At 63.0% G+C, this 15,383-nt stretch carries 17 protein-coding genes, 1 tRNA gene and 1 other RNA gene; 7 read left to right on the top strand and 12 right to left on the bottom strand.

The genetic code is table 11. The features are described 5' to 3' along the window. Position 1: 1 nt before the first annotated feature. Both ACERIM_RS01670 and ffs read right to left on the bottom strand, forming a co-directional pair. Positions 2–793, bottom strand: coding sequence for an outer membrane lipoprotein carrier protein LolA (locus ACERIM_RS01670; protein ID WP_373630914.1), 792 nt, complete (start codon positions 791–793; stop codon positions 2–4). 455 nt (positions 794–1,248) lie between these two features. Further along, positions 1,249–1,560, bottom strand: an RNA gene (ffs, locus tag ACERIM_RS01665) — signal recognition particle sRNA. A gap of 396 nt (positions 1,561–1,956) precedes the next feature. Between ffs and nadE the strand changes: the two genes are divergently transcribed. Beyond that, positions 1,957–2,808: an NAD(+) synthase gene (nadE, locus tag ACERIM_RS01660; protein ID WP_373630913.1), complete on the top strand. Its 852-nt coding sequence runs from the start codon at positions 1,957–1,959 to the stop codon at positions 2,806–2,808. 71 nt (positions 2,809–2,879) lie between these two features. On the opposite strand, the gene ACERIM_RS01655 is transcribed toward nadE, so the two are convergent. Beyond that, complete coding sequence (locus ACERIM_RS01655) at positions 2,880–4,172, bottom strand: PQQ-binding-like beta-propeller repeat protein (protein ID WP_373630911.1); 1,293 nt, start codon at positions 4,170–4,172, stop codon at positions 2,880–2,882. Between the two features lie 187 nt (positions 4,173–4,359). Between ACERIM_RS01655 and ACERIM_RS01650 the strand changes: the two genes are divergently transcribed. The 3 genes from ACERIM_RS01650 to ACERIM_RS01640 all read left to right on the top strand — a co-directional run bounded on the left by ACERIM_RS01650 (position 4,360) and on the right by ACERIM_RS01640 (position 7,130). Then, positions 4,360–4,704 carry a DUF5798 family protein gene (locus tag ACERIM_RS01650; protein ID WP_006649124.1) on the top strand — a complete coding sequence of 115 codons (345 nt, stop codon included), beginning with the start codon at positions 4,360–4,362 and terminating at the stop codon, positions 4,702–4,704. 241 nt (positions 4,705–4,945) lie between these two features. Continuing rightward, the gene (locus tag ACERIM_RS01645) at positions 4,946–5,926 is read left to right on the top strand and encodes a PLP-dependent cysteine synthase family protein (RefSeq protein WP_373630910.1); all 981 of its coding nucleotides are present in this window, start codon (positions 4,946–4,948) and stop codon (positions 5,924–5,926) included. A gap of 73 nt (positions 5,927–5,999) precedes the next feature. Next, complete coding sequence (locus ACERIM_RS01640) at positions 6,000–7,130, top strand: hypothetical protein (protein ID WP_373630908.1); 1,131 nt, start codon at positions 6,000–6,002, stop codon at positions 7,128–7,130. 20 nt (positions 7,131–7,150) lie between these two features. Here ACERIM_RS01640 and ACERIM_RS01635 read toward each other — a convergent pair whose 3' ends face one another. The 4 genes from ACERIM_RS01635 to ACERIM_RS01620 form a co-directional block, all read right to left on the bottom strand. Further along, positions 7,151–7,561 carry a CoA-binding protein gene (locus ACERIM_RS01635; RefSeq protein ID WP_373630907.1) on the bottom strand — a complete coding sequence of 137 codons (411 nt, stop codon included), beginning with the start codon at positions 7,559–7,561 and terminating at the stop codon, positions 7,151–7,153. Positions 7,562–7,696: 135 nt separating this feature from the next. Further along, a complete protein-coding gene (locus ACERIM_RS01630) occupies positions 7,697–8,329 on the bottom strand; it encodes a recombinase RecA (RefSeq protein ID WP_049964572.1) in 633 nt (210 codons plus the stop codon). A 278-nt stretch (positions 8,330–8,607) separates the two neighbouring features. Continuing rightward, a complete protein-coding gene (locus tag ACERIM_RS01625; RefSeq protein ID WP_373630904.1) occupies positions 8,608–9,462 on the bottom strand; it encodes a geranylgeranylglycerol-phosphate geranylgeranyltransferase in 855 nt (284 codons plus the stop codon). Between the two features lie 127 nt (positions 9,463–9,589). Then, positions 9,590–9,772: a hypothetical protein gene (locus ACERIM_RS01620; protein WP_006181914.1), complete on the bottom strand. Its 183-nt coding sequence runs from the start codon at positions 9,770–9,772 to the stop codon at positions 9,590–9,592. A 149-nt stretch (positions 9,773–9,921) separates the two neighbouring features. On the opposite strand from ACERIM_RS01620, the gene ACERIM_RS01615 reads away from it, so the two are divergent. Beyond that, positions 9,922–9,996 (top strand) — tRNA-Arg (locus ACERIM_RS01615). A gap of 831 nt (positions 9,997–10,827) precedes the next feature. On the opposite strand, the gene ACERIM_RS01610 is transcribed toward ACERIM_RS01615, so the two are convergent. The 3 genes from ACERIM_RS01610 to ACERIM_RS01600 all read right to left on the bottom strand — a co-directional run bounded on the left by ACERIM_RS01610 (position 10,828) and on the right by ACERIM_RS01600 (position 12,087). Further along, on the bottom strand, positions 10,828–11,013 hold the full coding sequence (locus tag ACERIM_RS01610) for a hypothetical protein (RefSeq protein WP_117595406.1): 186 nt from the start codon (positions 11,011–11,013) through the stop codon (positions 10,828–10,830). Then, positions 11,010–11,360: a HalOD1 output domain-containing protein gene (locus ACERIM_RS01605; RefSeq protein ID WP_373630901.1), complete on the bottom strand. Its 351-nt coding sequence runs from the start codon at positions 11,358–11,360 to the stop codon at positions 11,010–11,012. The genes ACERIM_RS01610 and ACERIM_RS01605 overlap by 4 nt, the downstream gene beginning before the upstream one ends. Before the next feature lie 82 nt (positions 11,361–11,442). After that, the gene (locus tag ACERIM_RS01600) at positions 11,443–12,087 is read right to left on the bottom strand and encodes a helix-turn-helix domain-containing protein (RefSeq protein ID WP_373631395.1); all 645 of its coding nucleotides are present in this window, start codon (positions 12,085–12,087) and stop codon (positions 11,443–11,445) included. 190 nt (positions 12,088–12,277) lie between these two features. Between ACERIM_RS01600 and ACERIM_RS01595 the strand changes: the two genes are divergently transcribed. After that, on the top strand, positions 12,278–12,943 hold the full coding sequence (locus ACERIM_RS01595) for a helix-turn-helix domain-containing protein (protein ID WP_373630900.1): 666 nt from the start codon (positions 12,278–12,280) through the stop codon (positions 12,941–12,943). A gap of 58 nt (positions 12,944–13,001) precedes the next feature. After that, complete coding sequence (locus ACERIM_RS01590) at positions 13,002–13,409, top strand: hypothetical protein (protein ID WP_373631393.1); 408 nt, start codon at positions 13,002–13,004, stop codon at positions 13,407–13,409. Between the two features lie 409 nt (positions 13,410–13,818). Here ACERIM_RS01590 and ACERIM_RS01585 read toward each other — a convergent pair whose 3' ends face one another. After that, complete coding sequence (locus tag ACERIM_RS01585) at positions 13,819–14,565, bottom strand: DUF429 domain-containing protein (protein ID WP_373630899.1); 747 nt, start codon at positions 14,563–14,565, stop codon at positions 13,819–13,821. A 371-nt stretch (positions 14,566–14,936) separates the two neighbouring features. Beyond that, complete coding sequence (locus tag ACERIM_RS01580) at positions 14,937–15,248, bottom strand: hypothetical protein (protein WP_373630897.1); 312 nt, start codon at positions 15,246–15,248, stop codon at positions 14,937–14,939. Positions 15,249–15,383: the final 135 nt, after the last annotated feature.

Here is a 15,383-nt window from a genome sequence, read left to right as displayed (position 1 = left end):
CTCACCACTCCTCGACAGTCGTGTTTTCCGGCGGCTCGAACGCGAACCGCTCGTCCTCGAGGCCGACGTTGAACGCGATCGACTCGTACTCCATACGCAACTCGTAGCGGTCGCCGCTCGGGGTTTCGTACACCAGTCGCTCTTTCAGCGGGTAGTCGTACTCCGTATCGATCCAGAGACGCTGCTCCACGACGTCGATCTCGTCCGTCGGGTCGCCCGTCTCCAACGGGTAGACGAACTCGGTGTTGCCGACGATCAGGGACACGTCGCGTTCGACGGTCTCGTTTTTCGCCTCGACGGCGAGGACGTGGGCCTTCCGGTCCGCGACCCGGTCGGTGCCCCGATACTCGAGGTCGTAGAGGCTGCTGACGTTCGCCGCCATCTCGGCACGACTCGACCGGACCGCCTCGCTATCGAACCCGTCGGGCGCCTCGAAGTGTTTCACGACGTGCGCGTCGGAATAGTAGAGCCAGTTGTCGGTGGCGTTCGACACGTACAGGTTTCCGACCACGACCGGGTCGGAGGCCTCGACGACTTCGCTTCGCTCGTCGACGTAGGGTCGTCTCTCGATCCGGAGGACTTCCGTCACGGTTCGGTTCCCGTCGGTCATCTCGACCCGTCGCACGCCTCGGAGATCCTCGAGGTCCTCGCTGTGGACGTACGCGCCCTCGAAGACCGCTTCGGGGTCGGGATCGTCGGTCTCGCGTTCGGGGTCCTCGAACGCCACACAGCCGGTCAGCAGGACGCTGACGACCAGGACGCCGAGGACGGCCGCGAGTCGGCGACTTGTCATTACCGTAGTCACTCGGACCGTAGTAGTAATCTTTACCCTTCTGTAATCCGGTTTGAGATAACGACCGTCTATCGGAAAACGGCCGGGAGGACGGCTCGAACGACAGTGAGAGCCGTCCGACTCTACGGAAGAGCAAGCTCTTCCGAGCAGCGAGGGACCGCGGTCCCTCGAGCAGTCGGCGCTACGCGCCGACGACCTCCCGGACGCTGCGCGTCCGCTCAGCGAGGGAGGGCAGGCGGCTACCCGATACGACCGCGAGCGCCGGAGGCGCGAGCGGGCCGACGACTGATCCGGAGCGAGCGGCTGCGCGGCGCTACGCGCCGCGAACGGACGAGCGGTGAAACCGCGAGTCAGCGAGTGGAGGGGAAGGAGGAGTGCTTTTGATCGACCTTTTACCGAGTGAGCAAGGCGCGCAGCGCCGCCGCTCACGCAGCGTAAAAGGTCGGTGAGTATGAATGCGGACGACCGCGGTTGCCCGGCGTTCCGACCGGGGGAATCCCGGTTGCCTTCTCCACCCCGCGACCCGGCGAGCGACAGGTGTCCGGCGGTCCACTGCTCGCTTCCGCGCCTGATGGGCTGTCGCCGGCTAACCACGATGGGACGTCCCTGCGGACGGCCATCGTGGACCGCTGTCCCCGACGGACGAGGCTTCCATGTTGGCTCCCGGGGCCCCGGTCGGTCTGACCGGACGCCCGCGGCGTTCGGTCCCCGCTAATGACCATAGCGCGGGTAACGAGCAGGGCCAAACTGCCCGACCTAGTCCACTCCTACGTAGGGGGTGGGAACTTAAGGACCTTTCGTCTCCATCGCTCGAGTCCGGTGACGGCGGCCGCCCGTCGCAACGCGGTGGGTGCTGTCCGATCGTCGTACCCGCTCCCGACCGGTTGCCGGGTCGGTCCGAACCCGGGTTGGTATCCAATCGAGTTCCAGGGTCCTTTCACGATATATATTCACCCAACGGCCACGTATGGGTTTCAATTAGGGAATGTTGTGCCAAGAAACAGTTATATCGTGTGAAAGAGCTCACTCGAGTAACCGATGAAATCCCAGTCCCGCCGCCCGACCGACGGCCGACCGATAGCCGGTCCGTGGTCGGGAGATCGACGGAGCGGTATCGACAGCCCCTCGAGCCCGTCCCTGCCGTTCGTGATCCGAGGGGTGCGATGACGGTGTCCGGCTTCGAGTCGCCGATCGCGGACCTGCCTCGCGGCTCCGACGGCCTCGCGACGACCGACGACGCGCTGTCGCGGCTCCGCGAACGGCTGCCGACGTTTCTCGAGCGGATGGTGGCCGACGCCGGCGCGGAGGGAGTCGTCGTGCCGCTCGACGGCGGCGTCGAGACGGCGCTGGCGGCGACGTTCGCCGTCGATGCGGTGGGACAGGACCGCGTGACGGGGCTCGTGATGCCGGCGTTTCTGAGCCACGAGGCGGTGTCGCGCAACGCGGAAGCAGTTGCGACGTCGCTGGGCATCGACCACAGTCGCCTGCAACTGCAACCGGTCCTGGCGGCGTTTCAGGAGACGATCGGCGGGTCGTCCGGGCCGGCCGACGACCTGGTCGCGACCACCAACGCGCTGTCGCGGCTCCGGATGACCTGCGCCTACTACGTCGCGAACGCGACGGACGCGCTCGTCGTGGGCCCGATCAACCGCACCCAGTACCTGCTCGGCTCGGTCGCGAAACACGGCGAAACGGGGGCCGACTGTCTCCCCTTCGCCGACCTCTACCGGGCCGAACTCGAGGCCCTCGCTCGAGCCGTCGGGATCCCGGAGGATCTGACGGTCGAAGCGGCGGGCTCGCCGTTACATCCCGGCGGGTCGCCGGCGACGGGACTCGATGCCGACCCCGAAACCGTCGATCGGATCCTCCGGCGGAGAATCGACGAGGGCGTCGACGCGGGAACCGTCGCGGACCGGACCGGCGTCGAGACCGAGACCGTCGAGCGACTCGCGGCGTGGGTCGAGCGGACGCGTCACAAGCGTCGCCGGCCGGTACGGCCGTCAACGGGGGTCTGACGCCGACTCGAGCGGGGCTGCCGCCGATGAGGCAGTTTCGGGACGGCCTCTCGACCGCTCGCGGCGACCGCTTAGGTCGTGGTATCGGTTTCGCGAAGCGCGTGCAGGCCCGCACTCGCGAAGAAGACGGTGCCGCCGACGACGGGCGCGATACCGATTCCGGTGCTGCTCGTCGCGCTCGATCGGTGTCGCCATAGGTGGCTCCCGTCCGCGCCGTCGTAGGCCGATACCGTGTCTAGACCGCTCACGTAGACGGTCCCGTCGGCGACGACCGGCGGATCGGGTTCTTCGGTGGGAGTCGTCCACCGTTCCGATCCGGTCTCGGCGTCGAGCGCGGTCAGTTGCCAGCCGTTCGTGACGTATAGCGATCCCCCGGCGACCGCCGGTGAGGAAACGGGGTCCGACCCGGATCCCTGACCGCCGTGTTCGATCGGTTCTCGCCATCGAAGCGTTCCGTCTCGGTCGAACGCGGCGACGGTTCCGTCGCCGACGGGGGCGTAGACGGCTCCGTCGACGACGGTCGGCGAACCGGTGATATCGGCCTCGAGGTCCCGCGTCCACTGCCGCTCGCCGTCGGCCGCCGACAGCGCGACGAGTTCGGTTCCGCCCTGATAGACCGTCCCACCACCGACCGCCGGCGGCATCGGCAAGAATCCCCCGTCGTCAGCGAGGGGAGCGGTCCAGCGCTCGCGCCCCGTCTCGAGGGCGAGGGCGACGAGCGTCGGCGGGTCGGCGTACGTGGTCTCGATCGCGTACACCGTCCCGTCGGCGACCGTGATCCTGTCGGCGAAGTCGTGGCCGACCCGCCAGCGTTCGTCCCCCGAATCTGTCGCGATCGTGACGACCGTTCCTCCGATCGAGAGGACGGCCGTTCCGCCGACGACCGCGACCGGGCCGGCGACGTTGGTCCCGGAATAGGACCGTTCCCACTCGATATCACCGGTCGCGCCGTCGAGGGCGTAGACGACCGTCTCCGTGCCGTCGTCACCGACAGAGTGGCCTTCGGCGACGTAGACCGTTCCGTCGACGACCGCCGGCGGGCCGATATTGTAGGACGGGTCGTCGGCCCCCTCGTGGAACGTCCAGACGGCGTCGACGTCGTCGACCGGGCCGGCGCGAGCCGTGCGACCGACGTGGGTCGGGCCGTACTGGTGCATGCGGTATGGGTCGGCGTCGGTCAGCGCGTCGCGCAACTCGGCGATCGCGTCGGTCGACGCGTTCTCAGTCGTCGACGCCGCGGCGTCTCGCTCGTCGTCGAGAACGCCGAGACAGCCGGCCAGTCCGGTCACGGTCGCCACTCCCGCCGCGGAGAGGAGGTCTCGCCGACGCCGGCCGTCCGTCTGCGATCCCCTCGTGGAATTCATGCACGGTGTTGTGTCTCGGAGTTACATATATACGGGTGCTGTCAGCCGGCCGTGACGAAGCGAGACCGCGGGGGGACCGGTCACTCCGCTTCGATCCCGGCCTCGAGCCCGGCATGTCGATCGGAAGGACGAACTCATCGTCCGACGGAGGAAAAGGCCCATTAGCGCTCCGACACATCGTCCGGTTATGGGACTTGGCAGCACTGCAAAGAAGATTCAGGGCCTCTCGGACCGCGCCGAAGCGATGTACAAGCAGGTACAGAAGCTCCAGAACCGGATAACGGGACTCGAGGAGGAAATGGACGAGACCCACGACACGGTCACGCGCATGGACCACCAACTCACCGAGCAGCGCGCACTGTTGCTGGCGATCGCCGAGGAGCAGGGGATCGACGGCGAGGAAATCCTCGCCGAGGCGGCCATCGACGAGGCCGAACTCGCGGCCGAGGAGACCGACGAATCGACAGCGAGCGACGCATCCGAGTCGACGGCGAACACGGCGAGCGAACCCACGGACACAACCGCCGAGTGAAACGGTGAGACGGCTGTCACGCGGTGTCTCCATCGCAAACGTATTTCTCCGGCTCGAGGTGACCCAACGACTGCGTTGGAGAGCCGCCGGGACGGCAGCGTCGACGCCACCGGAGTCCGATAGTGGCGGCTCACCTTCGCTGTCCGGTCGATCGTAATCGTTTCTCACCGGCACCCTCGGATATCCGCCGTACCGGTCGTAATAATAAGAGCTAACAACGGAAGCAACATTTGCCAGCACGATGACGACCCACGAGCAGCCGGTGGATTCGGTCCTCGAGACGATCGGTCGAACGCCGCTCGTCCGCCTCCGAGGCGGGGCCGGAGACGTATCGATCTACGCCAAACTCGAGTCGTTCAACCCCGGTGCCAGCATCAAAGACCGCATCGGGAAGTACATGCTCGAGCGAATGCTCGAGCGTGGCGACGTTCCCGCCGGCGGGACGATCGTCGAGCCGACGGCCGGCAACACCGGGATCGGGCTGGCGATCGCGGCCAAGCAGCTGGGACTCGAGGCGGTCTTCGTCGTTCCCGAGCGGTTCAGCGTGGAGAAACAGCAGTTGATGGCCGCACTCGATGCGGAAGTCATCAACACGCCGACCGAGGACGGCATGAACGGTGCCATCGCCCGGGCACAGCAGTTGGCCGACGAGCTGGACGACGCCGTCGTCCCCCAGCAGTTCTCGAACCCGCTAAACGCCGAAGCACACTACGAGACGACCGCCCCCGAGATCTACGACGCGCTGGATGGACGGGTCGGTGCCGTCGTCGTCGGCTGTGGAACGGCGGGGACGCTCATGGGAATCGCCCGCTACGCGCTCGAACAGGACCCAGAGACACACGTCGTCGCGGTCGAACCCGAGGGCTCGGTCTACGGGGAACTCCTCGGCGACGAGCGCGAGGAAGACGAGTACAAGATCGAGGGGATCGGCACGCACGACACCACGACCAACGAACTGTTCGATCCCGAACTGGTCGACGACGTCAGTGCTGTCTCGGATCAGGACGCCCACGACGAACTCGTCCGGCTCGCCCGCGAGGAGGGCCATCTGGTCGCCTCGAGTGCGGGTGCCGCGAGCGTGGCCTCGAAACGGGTCGCCGAACGGATCGCCGACGGCGACCTCGACGTCCCCCACGAGACCGTCGCTACGATCTTCCCGGACTCGAGCGAGCGCTACCTCTCGAAGGGCATCTATCGGTCGTTCGAGGAGTGGACGTCGTAGGCCGACACCGTCGTCGGGCCCTGGGCCGCCGGTAACCAGTACACTCTTTGCGGTCCCCGAAACCACTGGGGATATGAGCCGGCTGCCCGAGGCCCTCCCGGACGACGCACTCCCGTCGGCCCTCCACCCGACGCTCGAGGCCTACGCCGACCAGGGGGGACTGCTCGGGGCGTTCACCTACTTCTTTACCTATCTCGAGACCCGCGACGAGGTCCTCGCAGAAACGCTCGCGTCGATCCCGACGGACCTGTTCGTGACGAGCGCGCTCCACGACGACGCGATCGACGAGATCGACGCCTGGGACGATCGCAAGCGACGGCTGAACGAACACGTCACGACCGGCGACCTCGTCTTCGCGAACGTCGCCGCCGCCGTCGCCGATGCGCCGGCCGACGTCGATCTAGGCCACACCCTCGAGACCGTCCGCGAGATCGGCGCGGGCCAGCTCGCCGAAGAGTCGTTCGACGCCGCGGCGGCGACCGTCGACGACGCGATCGCGCGAGTCGACGAACGCGGCGGCCGCTGGGGCGATCTCGCGGTCGAACTCGTCGCGGCCACCGGCGGCTACACGGCCGCACAACTCGCGTCGATCCGAACCATCGCGACGGACGGCCTGTTCGTGTTGACCGTCATCGACGATCTGGCGGATCTCCCGGAGGACGTCGACAACGGCGTCGCGACGCTTCCGGTCGTCCTGTTCGAGGGCGATCCCGACGCGTACCGGTCGACGACCGCCCTGGTCGACGATCTCCTCGCGTCCGACGTTCCCGACCGGCTCGAGGCCCTCGTTGACCGTCGCCGGGCCGCGATCGATGCGGCGGCTACCGACCTCCACGCGTCGCTCGACTACTCCGATGAGACACTGCTCGAGGCCGCCGCACTCGCGCTCCAGTGGTACTGCGAGACGGTCTGTTCGGTCCCGGTCGCCGAGACGGTCCCGCAGACCCGTCGTGAGGCGATCCGCGAGGGGGTATCCGGTGGGGAGGCGTCGACGCGGCAGTTCGTCGCCGAGCGTGCCGCCGACGCCCCCGTCGCGATCGACCCCGACGCGATCGCGGGAACCCTCGCCGGCCTCCCCGACGAACCGCTCGTCCGGACGGCGATCCGACTCGAACACCTCGAGTCAGTCGTCGACGACCGCATGCATACGACGGTCGAGGACGCGCTCGCGGACCTTCGTACTGCATCGACGCCGGCCTCGTAAGGACCCACTCAACCGTCGGCTCAGGCGACGAGCCGGCGGTGCTGGACCTTCATACACCGATCCTGGACGACGGCCCGCCCCGCCGTCTCCGCGCGGGCCGCCGCCTCGTCGTCGCGGATTCCCTGCTGCGTCCAGATGACGTCGACGTCGTCGCGCTCGAGGGCCGCGTCGACGATCCCACTCACCTCTTCGCTGGGCCGGAAGATACAGACGACGTCGATCTCGTCCTCGACGTCGGCCAGCGAGTCGGGGACCTCGCGGCCGAAGATCTCCTCGGCGTAGGGGTTGACCGGGATCACGTCGTAGCCGTGATCCAGCAGGTACTTCGGCACGTCGTGGGCCGCCTTGCCGGGCGTACTCGAGCAGCCGACGACGGCGATGGTGTCGGACTCCAGGATCTCCTCGATCTCCGCTGCGGTGTCGACTGGCATAGTACCCGAAGGTACGCGGTCCTCGCTGAAACGTTTCGGGGTCGATCGGTTGGGGACCGACCGGACTCGAGTCGATCGATCGTCACGGAAAACCGAAGCCAGTGGACGCGAACGGAGCCGGGAGTTCGGAACCGGTTACGCCGAGAAGCCGGCGGTCCGGATCTCGGGCTCCTCGCCGTCGGCCGTCTCCTCGAGTTCGATGACGGCGTCGAACAGCTGTTTGAGCGTGTTCATGGTCTGGTCGTCGTGGGCAGTCGAGTCGATGACGTAGACGCCCATTGCGTCAGCACTCTGGATCCGGCCCGTGAAGACGTGGAGGAACCGAAAGACCGTCTGGAGATCGGAGTACATCAGCAGTGTCGACACCGAGTGCAAGAGGACGCGATTCCGAGTCAGCCCGCGGGTCTCGTAGAAGTCCTGCAGGAACTCCGAGAGCTTGATCCCGATGCCGGTCATGTCGACCGGGGAGGAGGCGTACTTGATCCGTGGGTCGTCGTCGATCGTTCCGATACCGCGTTGTTTGGTGACACAGTCGACGACGCCGATATCCGGCTCGACGCCCTCGCCGACGTGGTCGTCGAGGCTCTCGAGGACCTTGTCGGCACTGTCTTTGGTAGTGACGACGATCGAACCGTCACCACGGGCCGCACCGCTCGCGAGGATATCGAAGGCGATCCGCCGTTTCCCCGTCAGTGGCGGACCCGCGACGAGTACGTTCGTTCCCGGATCGATTTCGACGTCCGGAAGGACATCTGCGAGGTCATACATACGGAATACTCACATCCATCGCCGTAACGACGAGCTGGTACCACAGCCCACTCCGACTGCCGGCGTATGGTATGAAGATACGCGAAGCAGCTTATAGTACTTTTGATAACGTAGCTGGCGTCTCGCACTGTCTTCGCACGCTGAACGGGGCCGTCGACGGGTCGGTCCCACCACTCGCTGGGCGAACCGGCTCCGGTCAATCGGCCCGCGTATACGATGTGTATCCGACGGCCCGCCGGCCGAGACTACAGCGCGCTGCTCGATACCGTCGGCGTGTCCTACACCAACAGGGGGACCTCGAGGGCGGCTCGACCGACGATAAACGCCAGCGCGGCCAAGAACATCCCGTACTTGAGACGCGACTGGCCGATCGTCGGATTCGCGAAACTTTCGTAGGCGGCAAGCAGCATGACGGCATCGGCCGGTGCGACGACGAGCAGGTACGCGACGCCGAAGTAGCCACGGAGGAACGGAATCGGGCTGGCGACGACGGCGACGACCAGCAGGACGGCGGCGACGATCAACGCTTTCCGCTCCCCGATCGCGATCGGGAGCGTGTTCAACCCCTCCTCACGGTCTCCTTCGATGTCCTCGACGTCTTTGATGATCTCGCGAGTCAGCGTGGCGATCGCCGCCAATACGAAGAGAACCACGGCCGGTGCGATCTCGCCGACTGCCGCAGCGCCGAAGAGGAACGTGCTTCCGACGAGATAAGCGACGAGCGCGTTCCCGAGACCCGGCAGCCCCTTGAAGAACTCGGTGTATGCGACCAACGCGAGGAGGTTAACGCCCGCGATGGCGATCGCCGTCGCCGGAAGCGTCACCGCGAGCGCGACCGCGCCGGCAAAGAGCAGGCCACTGAACGCGAGCGCACCGCGCGGGCTCACCGCACCACGGGGGATCGCCCGCCCGGGCTGGTTGATTCGGTCGATCTCTCGATCGAAGTAGTCGTTGATCGCGTTTCCCGCACCGACCGCCAGCCCCGTGGCCGCGACCGCCGCAGCGACCGCGAGCGGCTCCTCCGCCACCCCACCGGCGACGAACGCTCCGATGAACGTCAGGGCACTCGCCGCGATCACGTTTACCGGCCGCGTCAACTCGAGCAACCCGCGACCCGTCTCTCCGACAGTCATACGCTCGAGTGGTCATGCGGGCTGGTTAAACGGTCCGGTCCGGTCCCGGCGACGGATCATCCCGGAGACGATCGCACGCATCGCTCACGCGATCGGTGACGGGAGAGAAGGCGTCACGGCTCGCGTCTCAGCGCCACTCCTCGAGATCACAGAGGACGTCAGCATCGATCTCGAGCCATTTGCTCACCCGGTCGTCGCCGCTCGCGTCGGCCGGCACGGCCGTCCAGCTCCCCTCGTCGTCCGAGAGCAACTCGAGGGGCGTCGCGCCGGATTCGACCTCGTCTGGGACGGGGGCTTCGGTCTCGCTCATGCTATACGTAGCCGTTGCAGCTACAAAACAAAGACCCCCGCCGCTGATTGTCACCGACTGAAAACTCTCGAGCGGCGAGCGTGGTGGTGTCTATCGAAACCGGCCCGAATCGAGTGACTTATATGGATACATCGGAAATGAACTCGTGCGGGCGCTTAGCTCAGCCTGGACAGAGTACTTGGCTTCGGACCAAGCTGCCGCGGGTTCAAATCCTGCAGCGCCCATTCGTTTTCCGAACGATCAACATCCGACAGACGGCGGTGGGTCACTTATAAAGTGACTTTGGCTGCCGAATTTGATTTCGTTCGACACTCGAACTAAAGCCTGCAGCGCCCATAGACAATTTTCGGGGATTAATCGCCGGACTGCGGCGGGGTACATCACCGAACGAACGCAAGGCCGTTGCTTTCGTTCGATAGCTGGTGAGGCGAGTGGTGTCCACGGGAATTCGCGTACAACCTAACTGGTCGGAGGGAAGAAAATCAATCGCTGATTGACACGACTCCTTCATTTTCTGTCAGAATCCGTGTGCTGAATGTAGAGGGTGGATGCAGCAGAACAGGTTCGTTTCAGACACTCAACGACAAAGCATCCGTTATGTATGCGTGCGTATCGATCGCTGAGGGTTCTGCCAATTCTGATAGTTGTTCAAGTAGTCGTGCAAGCCCAAAGTACGCATTCAGCAGCAAATCGATTACAGGACCAGGTTACTCGTCATGGTCGTCATCAATCTGTTCAAGAAACCGACGTACCTCGTTGAATTTTATTCCTCGCCGTACCTTGTCTTCGAACCTGTCGAACTCGACGAACCCCTCATCCGATAATTCGGGAAGTAGGACGTGATGGAGTTCGTAACAAATCGTGAGGTACTCCCCGGAGTTGAGAGTCTCTCCCTTACGAAGAATCGGGTCAGCAGATATCGAACTCTCATCGAGGAGCGCACGTAATACTCGCTGTTGTTGCGCTGAGAGTACCCGTTTGATGCGATCTTGGTTACAGCGTTCGTCACTCACAGGTCAAGTAGTTGCTACCGATCCGGCCACGCTCGAAGTCGTTCACTCCGAATGCTCGTTCTTTTCGACTTCCGTGACGATCACGTCCCAGTCCGGATGTTCGACCCCATTCCGACATTCGAATCCGCCTTCCACATCGATTCCACTCTCGTAGGCCCTGCGAAGGAGGGCTTTCAGCTCCGCGTTCAATTCCTCCTTCGATGTAAGCGAGGCCTCCTCAGACGTCATCTTCCCGCCCCCCTTTCGTGTTTCTCCACTGTGAGTTCGTGTTCTGGTGTGATAGTGATCACACCGTAGCTGTGTACGGTTATTGCGTGCCCCTCGTGCGTGAATGCAGCGTGGGTATCCCCGTTTGTCCCGTTGCGAACACGGACGAGCGCATCTAATTCGTCGGCGTCAACAGTGGAATGGAGCGGGTCGAGTTCTACAGGATCAGTGTCCATTACGTCCGCCAGCGTTGCGACAACAGCCATGCTCGCTGGTGTCTTCTCCTGATCGAACTGGGTGCGAACAGTCTCAGATTCCTGAGCGTACTCGACCGCTTCTACTCCAACCCCAGATATCGTTGTACCCATCTAGCCTGATTCTAGCTGTCTGAGTCGGTTCAACAGGGATACTGATAATACAGAGGGTTTAAGAGGCGAACTATCCGAACGGTCACGACGAACTGCTGAGTGTCGCACCAATGAGGCGTCGATGCCCGCGTCGAAGGCGTGAGGAGAGCGATTGCTGGGTGATGTTGAGTTCGTCAGCGATCTCTTCGAGCGACGCCTCGCGTGGGGAGTCGAAGTAGCCCCGTTCGTAGGCTAGTACCAGCGCCTCGCGTTGGGTCTCGGTCAACTCGTAGCCCTCTCCCTGGATCGGAAGCATCGCGTGGACGGCGGTGATTGTTATCGGAATGTCGTTTTCCTGGCAGTACTCTCGAAACTCGGCGATTGTCTCCTGACTCTCGCCGCGCACCTCGAATCGCCACTCGTCTTTCGTACCGATTCCGGAGAGCACGACGACGTTGGCCTTGGCCAACGCACTCAGGATGCCGAAGTACTCTTGTTTCCACTCGGCACGCATGAGATACTCGTCTTCGACGCTATCGACCACTCGGATGTTGCTCACGCCGGCGTGTTGTTCGAACTCAGCTTCGATATCCCCCGTTTCCACATCGCGTACCCAGAAGTACGGGATAATCAGCGTCTGGTGTGGAATCAGCCGCTCCAGTTCGACCGTCACACCCGGCAAGTTTTCGAACACACTCCCCAGTGGGAACTCCGCTGTCGGACTCGTAAACTCCATCACAGTTGCCATACGGAACCGTCGTCTAGCAGACAAATAACCGGCATGGGTGGTGTATCATGGCTTCGAGGCGAGCCAACGCACAGTTGTTGGCCGGGATAGTGTGTGCTACGAGCGGGGAGTCCGCTTGACACCCGGAAAGACATGGTACACCATGTCTTCTCCTTTTGTACGACCGGGCAGTCTAGTCGTACAAGCGAGCATGAGTGTAATAACGGAGATTCGCGTTCCATCCGATGCTTTTGAACTCGGGCAAATCCTCAGTCTAGAGGATGCGTCGGCAATCGAACTCGAAACGCTCGTCCCGAGTGGGGACGTCACCGTGCCGCTCTTCTGGGTCTACGAACCGGTCGAAAACGACTTTCTCGATACGGTCGAGCGCTATCCAACAGTCAACAGCGTTAGGGAGGTGGACGTGTTTGAGGACCGGACGCTCATCAGACTCGACTGGGATGCGAGCCAGGACCACCTTTTTCAGTGCATTTTGGAACACGACGGGCAAATACTGGGTGCTACTGGATCACCGGAAGGGTGGAATTTCGAGATCCGATTCTCAGACCGCGAAGCAATGAGTCAGTGCCAGACCTGTTGTGAGGACGCGCACATCTCCTTGGATTTAACCCGCATATATAATCCGACGGACCCTGAGGCCGGTCCGTGGTACGGCCTGAGTGACCTCCAACAAGAAGCGTTGACGCTTGCCATTCGCAGGGGATACTACGACATTCCACGAGGGTGTACGACCGCAGAGTTAGCTGACGAACTCGGAATTTCCGATCAGGCAGTGACGGAGCGACTGCGTCGTGCCATTGGGACGTTCGGGAGGTACGCACTTCTCACGCCCGAGTCAACTGCGGAAATGGACTGACTGTTTCCATTATACACCATGGGACAGGACCAGACAGTTGGGTCTACACTAGGTGAGTATGGATGAGAGTCGAAAGCTGGGGACACGTGATATCCAGTCAACTAAAGAGGCTTCCAGTTCTTCGGGGCGTGAGAGATCGATCTCCCCCGATACGATTCTGTCGGCAGTAGCGAACGAACACCGACGCGCCACCCTCAACGCGTTGGACAACGCTTCTGAGAAGACGCTGGAATACGATGCGCTCGTAGATCGCGTTGCAGACCGGGTTCGGAACGAAGACCCGAGACGGGAGTCAGACGAACACCAACAACGCGTCCGAATCGCACTTCACCATACTCATCTTCCAAAACTGGAGGAGGCTCGGATAATCGACTACGAGGCTGAAACGGGGCACGTCCGGTTTGTTGGCGGTGAACTGGAACAAGATCTCCTGACGTTGGTCGAGCCGTACGAGGCCTACGAGTGACAGAATATCGGATCGACTTCTCCTCCGTTCGACCTAAATCAGCCGTATTGTACGAATATGTATTGTTCGTCGTCTTCATTCTCTGTACTGACCGATTTGACTGACCCGAATTGAAAGTTGGTCCAATACTGTATTCGCGCACTCTATTCAGCACGGGTTAGCATACACATTCAGAACCAGACATATTCTCCCATTCTCAAATGCCTGATTTCAGCCCCCTCACGCCTGAAAGGTAGATTCGTTCGATAGTCGAACCGGGGCCTGCAGCGCCCGTTCGTTTTCCGAACGTTCTGAATTCGACAGAAGGCGTCGTGTTTCATATACACTGCTGGGGACCTCGTCGGTCTGGGTTCGTTCAGTAGCCGAACGGGTTCCTTTCGTGCGATGTGATCCCCTTCAGTTCAGACGATCAACCCGATTGAGAGGCGTAGACCATCTCCATTGGAAGTTCGTCGGTCGGGTCCCCACGATCGCCTTCCGGCCACTCCTCCGGAAGCGTGCGGAGCCGTCCGGTTATCGGACTGGCAGTAAGCGCTAACACGAACGCGTCGATGACGTCGTCGGTTCCGACCTTGGCATCGAGATCGGTCGACGCGCCACGGACGTTCTCGACGATCGCCCCGTCGATGGCCTCGAGTATCTCGATCCGTTCCCAGAAGGCGGCAGCCGGTTGTCCCGTCTTCGAGTACTTCGTGGCGGAGTCGCCGTTCAGCGCCCAGAAGCAGACCTCGGGGTGAGCCTCACGAATCGTTCCAACGGCGTCCGGCTCCATTTCACGGAGGAAGGTGTCGAGTTCGGCGATCTTGCCAGCGATGCCCCACGACTGAACGCCGAGACTGCCATCGGTACGCCTCTCTTGCGTCTCCTTTGCGTCCTCGTAGCTTTCCTCGTAAACGGTAGCCCGCACTGGTACGGAAAAGACGCTGGAGTGGCGGTTCGGACTGAGTTTCGTTCGGGCAGCGTCGTCACACGGACGCTTCGCGTTCGAGTGTTCCCGGAGACCGATCGGGATATCGATCAGGATCCGTTCGGCCGTCTCGTGGTGGGCCGCCCAGAGTTCGCCGATATCGTCGTACAGCGCAGCGTCTTCGTAACCGTCCTCCCCATACTGAACAGCGATCCAGCCGGCCGAGCAACCATCGACACCGATGTACATATTTTCCCCTCGTCTCTCCGACTATTGAAAGTTCAAGTTCCGATACGAAAACGGTCGGTCCGTACTTCGCAGCTATCCGGAACGCCCGCGAGCGGTCACCAACGGCAGCGGACGGTATTTTCTCGATCTGAATACGCTAAACCCCCTTAAGGTAGCCGTCTCCGATACGGTTGGTAAGGGGATCGTCGATGGACGAAGCGACGCAGGACGAAGTAACGAAAGCGATTCGACAGCTCGAGGAAGAGGAGGAGTCGGACGAGATCATCATCGTCGAGCGATAGCCGTCGTCGAGTGCTGTTCCCGTTGCAGTAGACAGCGCTGCCGGCGTCTCGTCAGGGTAACGGACCCACGCCGAGCCCGAAGCCGACTGATTACCGGTCGGACGCTACGAGCCAGGTCTCGAGCCGAGCGACGAGAGCGTCGGCGATGGCGTCGCCGAGCCGGTCGGGCGTCTCGGAGAGGTCCCAGACGTAGTCGCCGGTTCGGGTGACGGTCACCCAGTCGACGAACTCGTGGCGGTCCAGTTCGAGGAGGAGCGTCTCGAGGGTGGCGTCGGCGAGCCGACAGCCGAGCGCGTCCGCGATCGATTCGGAGAGCTGTGCGGTTGTGGCGACGACGCGGTCCTCGAGGGGATCGTCGCTTGCGGGAGTGGGGGTCGGCGGCGAGGGCGGTCGATCAGTCATCGTCGACCGCTGGGTGTGAGTTCGGACGTAATAGGTTTGATGGTAGTCGTGGACGCGGGACGGTATCGGCGAGCGACCGATCGTCGGGCACTCATACGGTTTGCTGTACGTCATTGCCGGTGGGACCGAAGAGCG

Origin of the sequence: Natrinema sp. H-ect1, from assembly GCF_041821105.1 — an archaeon.
GTDB classification, from domain to species: domain Archaea; phylum Halobacteriota; class Halobacteria; order Halobacteriales; family Natrialbaceae; genus Natrinema; species Natrinema thermotolerans.
The sequence above is the reverse complement of the archived record's forward strand: the minus strand, read 5'-3'. Positions and strand labels throughout refer to the sequence as shown.

Excerpts from the sequence above, each read along its gene's own strand:
- nadE (WP_373630913.1), top strand. The coding sequence starts at position 1,957 with ATGACGGTGTCCGGCTTCGAGTCGCCGATCGCGGACCTGCCTCGCGGC.
- ACERIM_RS01650 (WP_006649124.1), top strand. The coding sequence starts at position 4,360 with ATGGGACTTGGCAGCACTGCAAAGAAGATTCAGGGCCTCTCGGACCGC.
- ACERIM_RS01625 (WP_373630904.1), bottom strand. The coding sequence starts at position 9,462 with ATGACTGTCGGAGAGACGGGTCGCGGGTTGCTCGAGTTGACGCGGCCG.
- ACERIM_RS01645 (WP_373630910.1), top strand. The coding sequence starts at position 4,946 with ATGACGACCCACGAGCAGCCGGTGGATTCGGTCCTCGAGACGATCGGT.
- ACERIM_RS01590 (WP_373631393.1), top strand. The coding sequence starts at position 13,002 with ATGGATGAGAGTCGAAAGCTGGGGACACGTGATATCCAGTCAACTAAA.
- ACERIM_RS01635 (WP_373630907.1), bottom strand. The coding sequence starts at position 7,561 with ATGCCAGTCGACACCGCAGCGGAGATCGAGGAGATCCTGGAGTCCGAC.
- ACERIM_RS01610 (WP_117595406.1), bottom strand. The coding sequence starts at position 11,013 with ATGACGTCTGAGGAGGCCTCGCTTACATCGAAGGAGGAATTGAACGCG.
- ACERIM_RS01620 (WP_006181914.1), bottom strand. The coding sequence starts at position 9,772 with ATGAGCGAGACCGAAGCCCCCGTCCCAGACGAGGTCGAATCCGGCGCG.
- ACERIM_RS01640 (WP_373630908.1), top strand. The coding sequence starts at position 6,000 with ATGAGCCGGCTGCCCGAGGCCCTCCCGGACGACGCACTCCCGTCGGCC.
- ACERIM_RS01600 (WP_373631395.1), bottom strand. The coding sequence starts at position 12,087 with ATGGCAACTGTGATGGAGTTTACGAGTCCGACAGCGGAGTTCCCACTG.
- ACERIM_RS01670 (WP_373630914.1), bottom strand. The coding sequence starts at position 793 with ATGACAAGTCGCCGACTCGCGGCCGTCCTCGGCGTCCTGGTCGTCAGC.
- ACERIM_RS01605 (WP_373630901.1), bottom strand. The coding sequence starts at position 11,360 with ATGGGTACAACGATATCTGGGGTTGGAGTAGAAGCGGTCGAGTACGCT.
- ACERIM_RS01655 (WP_373630911.1), bottom strand. The coding sequence starts at position 4,172 with ATGAATTCCACGAGGGGATCGCAGACGGACGGCCGGCGTCGGCGAGAC.
- ACERIM_RS01585 (WP_373630899.1), bottom strand. The coding sequence starts at position 14,565 with ATGTACATCGGTGTCGATGGTTGCTCGGCCGGCTGGATCGCTGTTCAG.
- ACERIM_RS01630 (WP_049964572.1), bottom strand. The coding sequence starts at position 8,329 with ATGTATGACCTCGCAGATGTCCTTCCGGACGTCGAAATCGATCCGGGA.
- ACERIM_RS01595 (WP_373630900.1), top strand. The coding sequence starts at position 12,278 with ATGAGTGTAATAACGGAGATTCGCGTTCCATCCGATGCTTTTGAACTC.
- ACERIM_RS01580 (WP_373630897.1), bottom strand. The coding sequence starts at position 15,248 with ATGACTGATCGACCGCCCTCGCCGCCGACCCCCACTCCCGCAAGCGAC.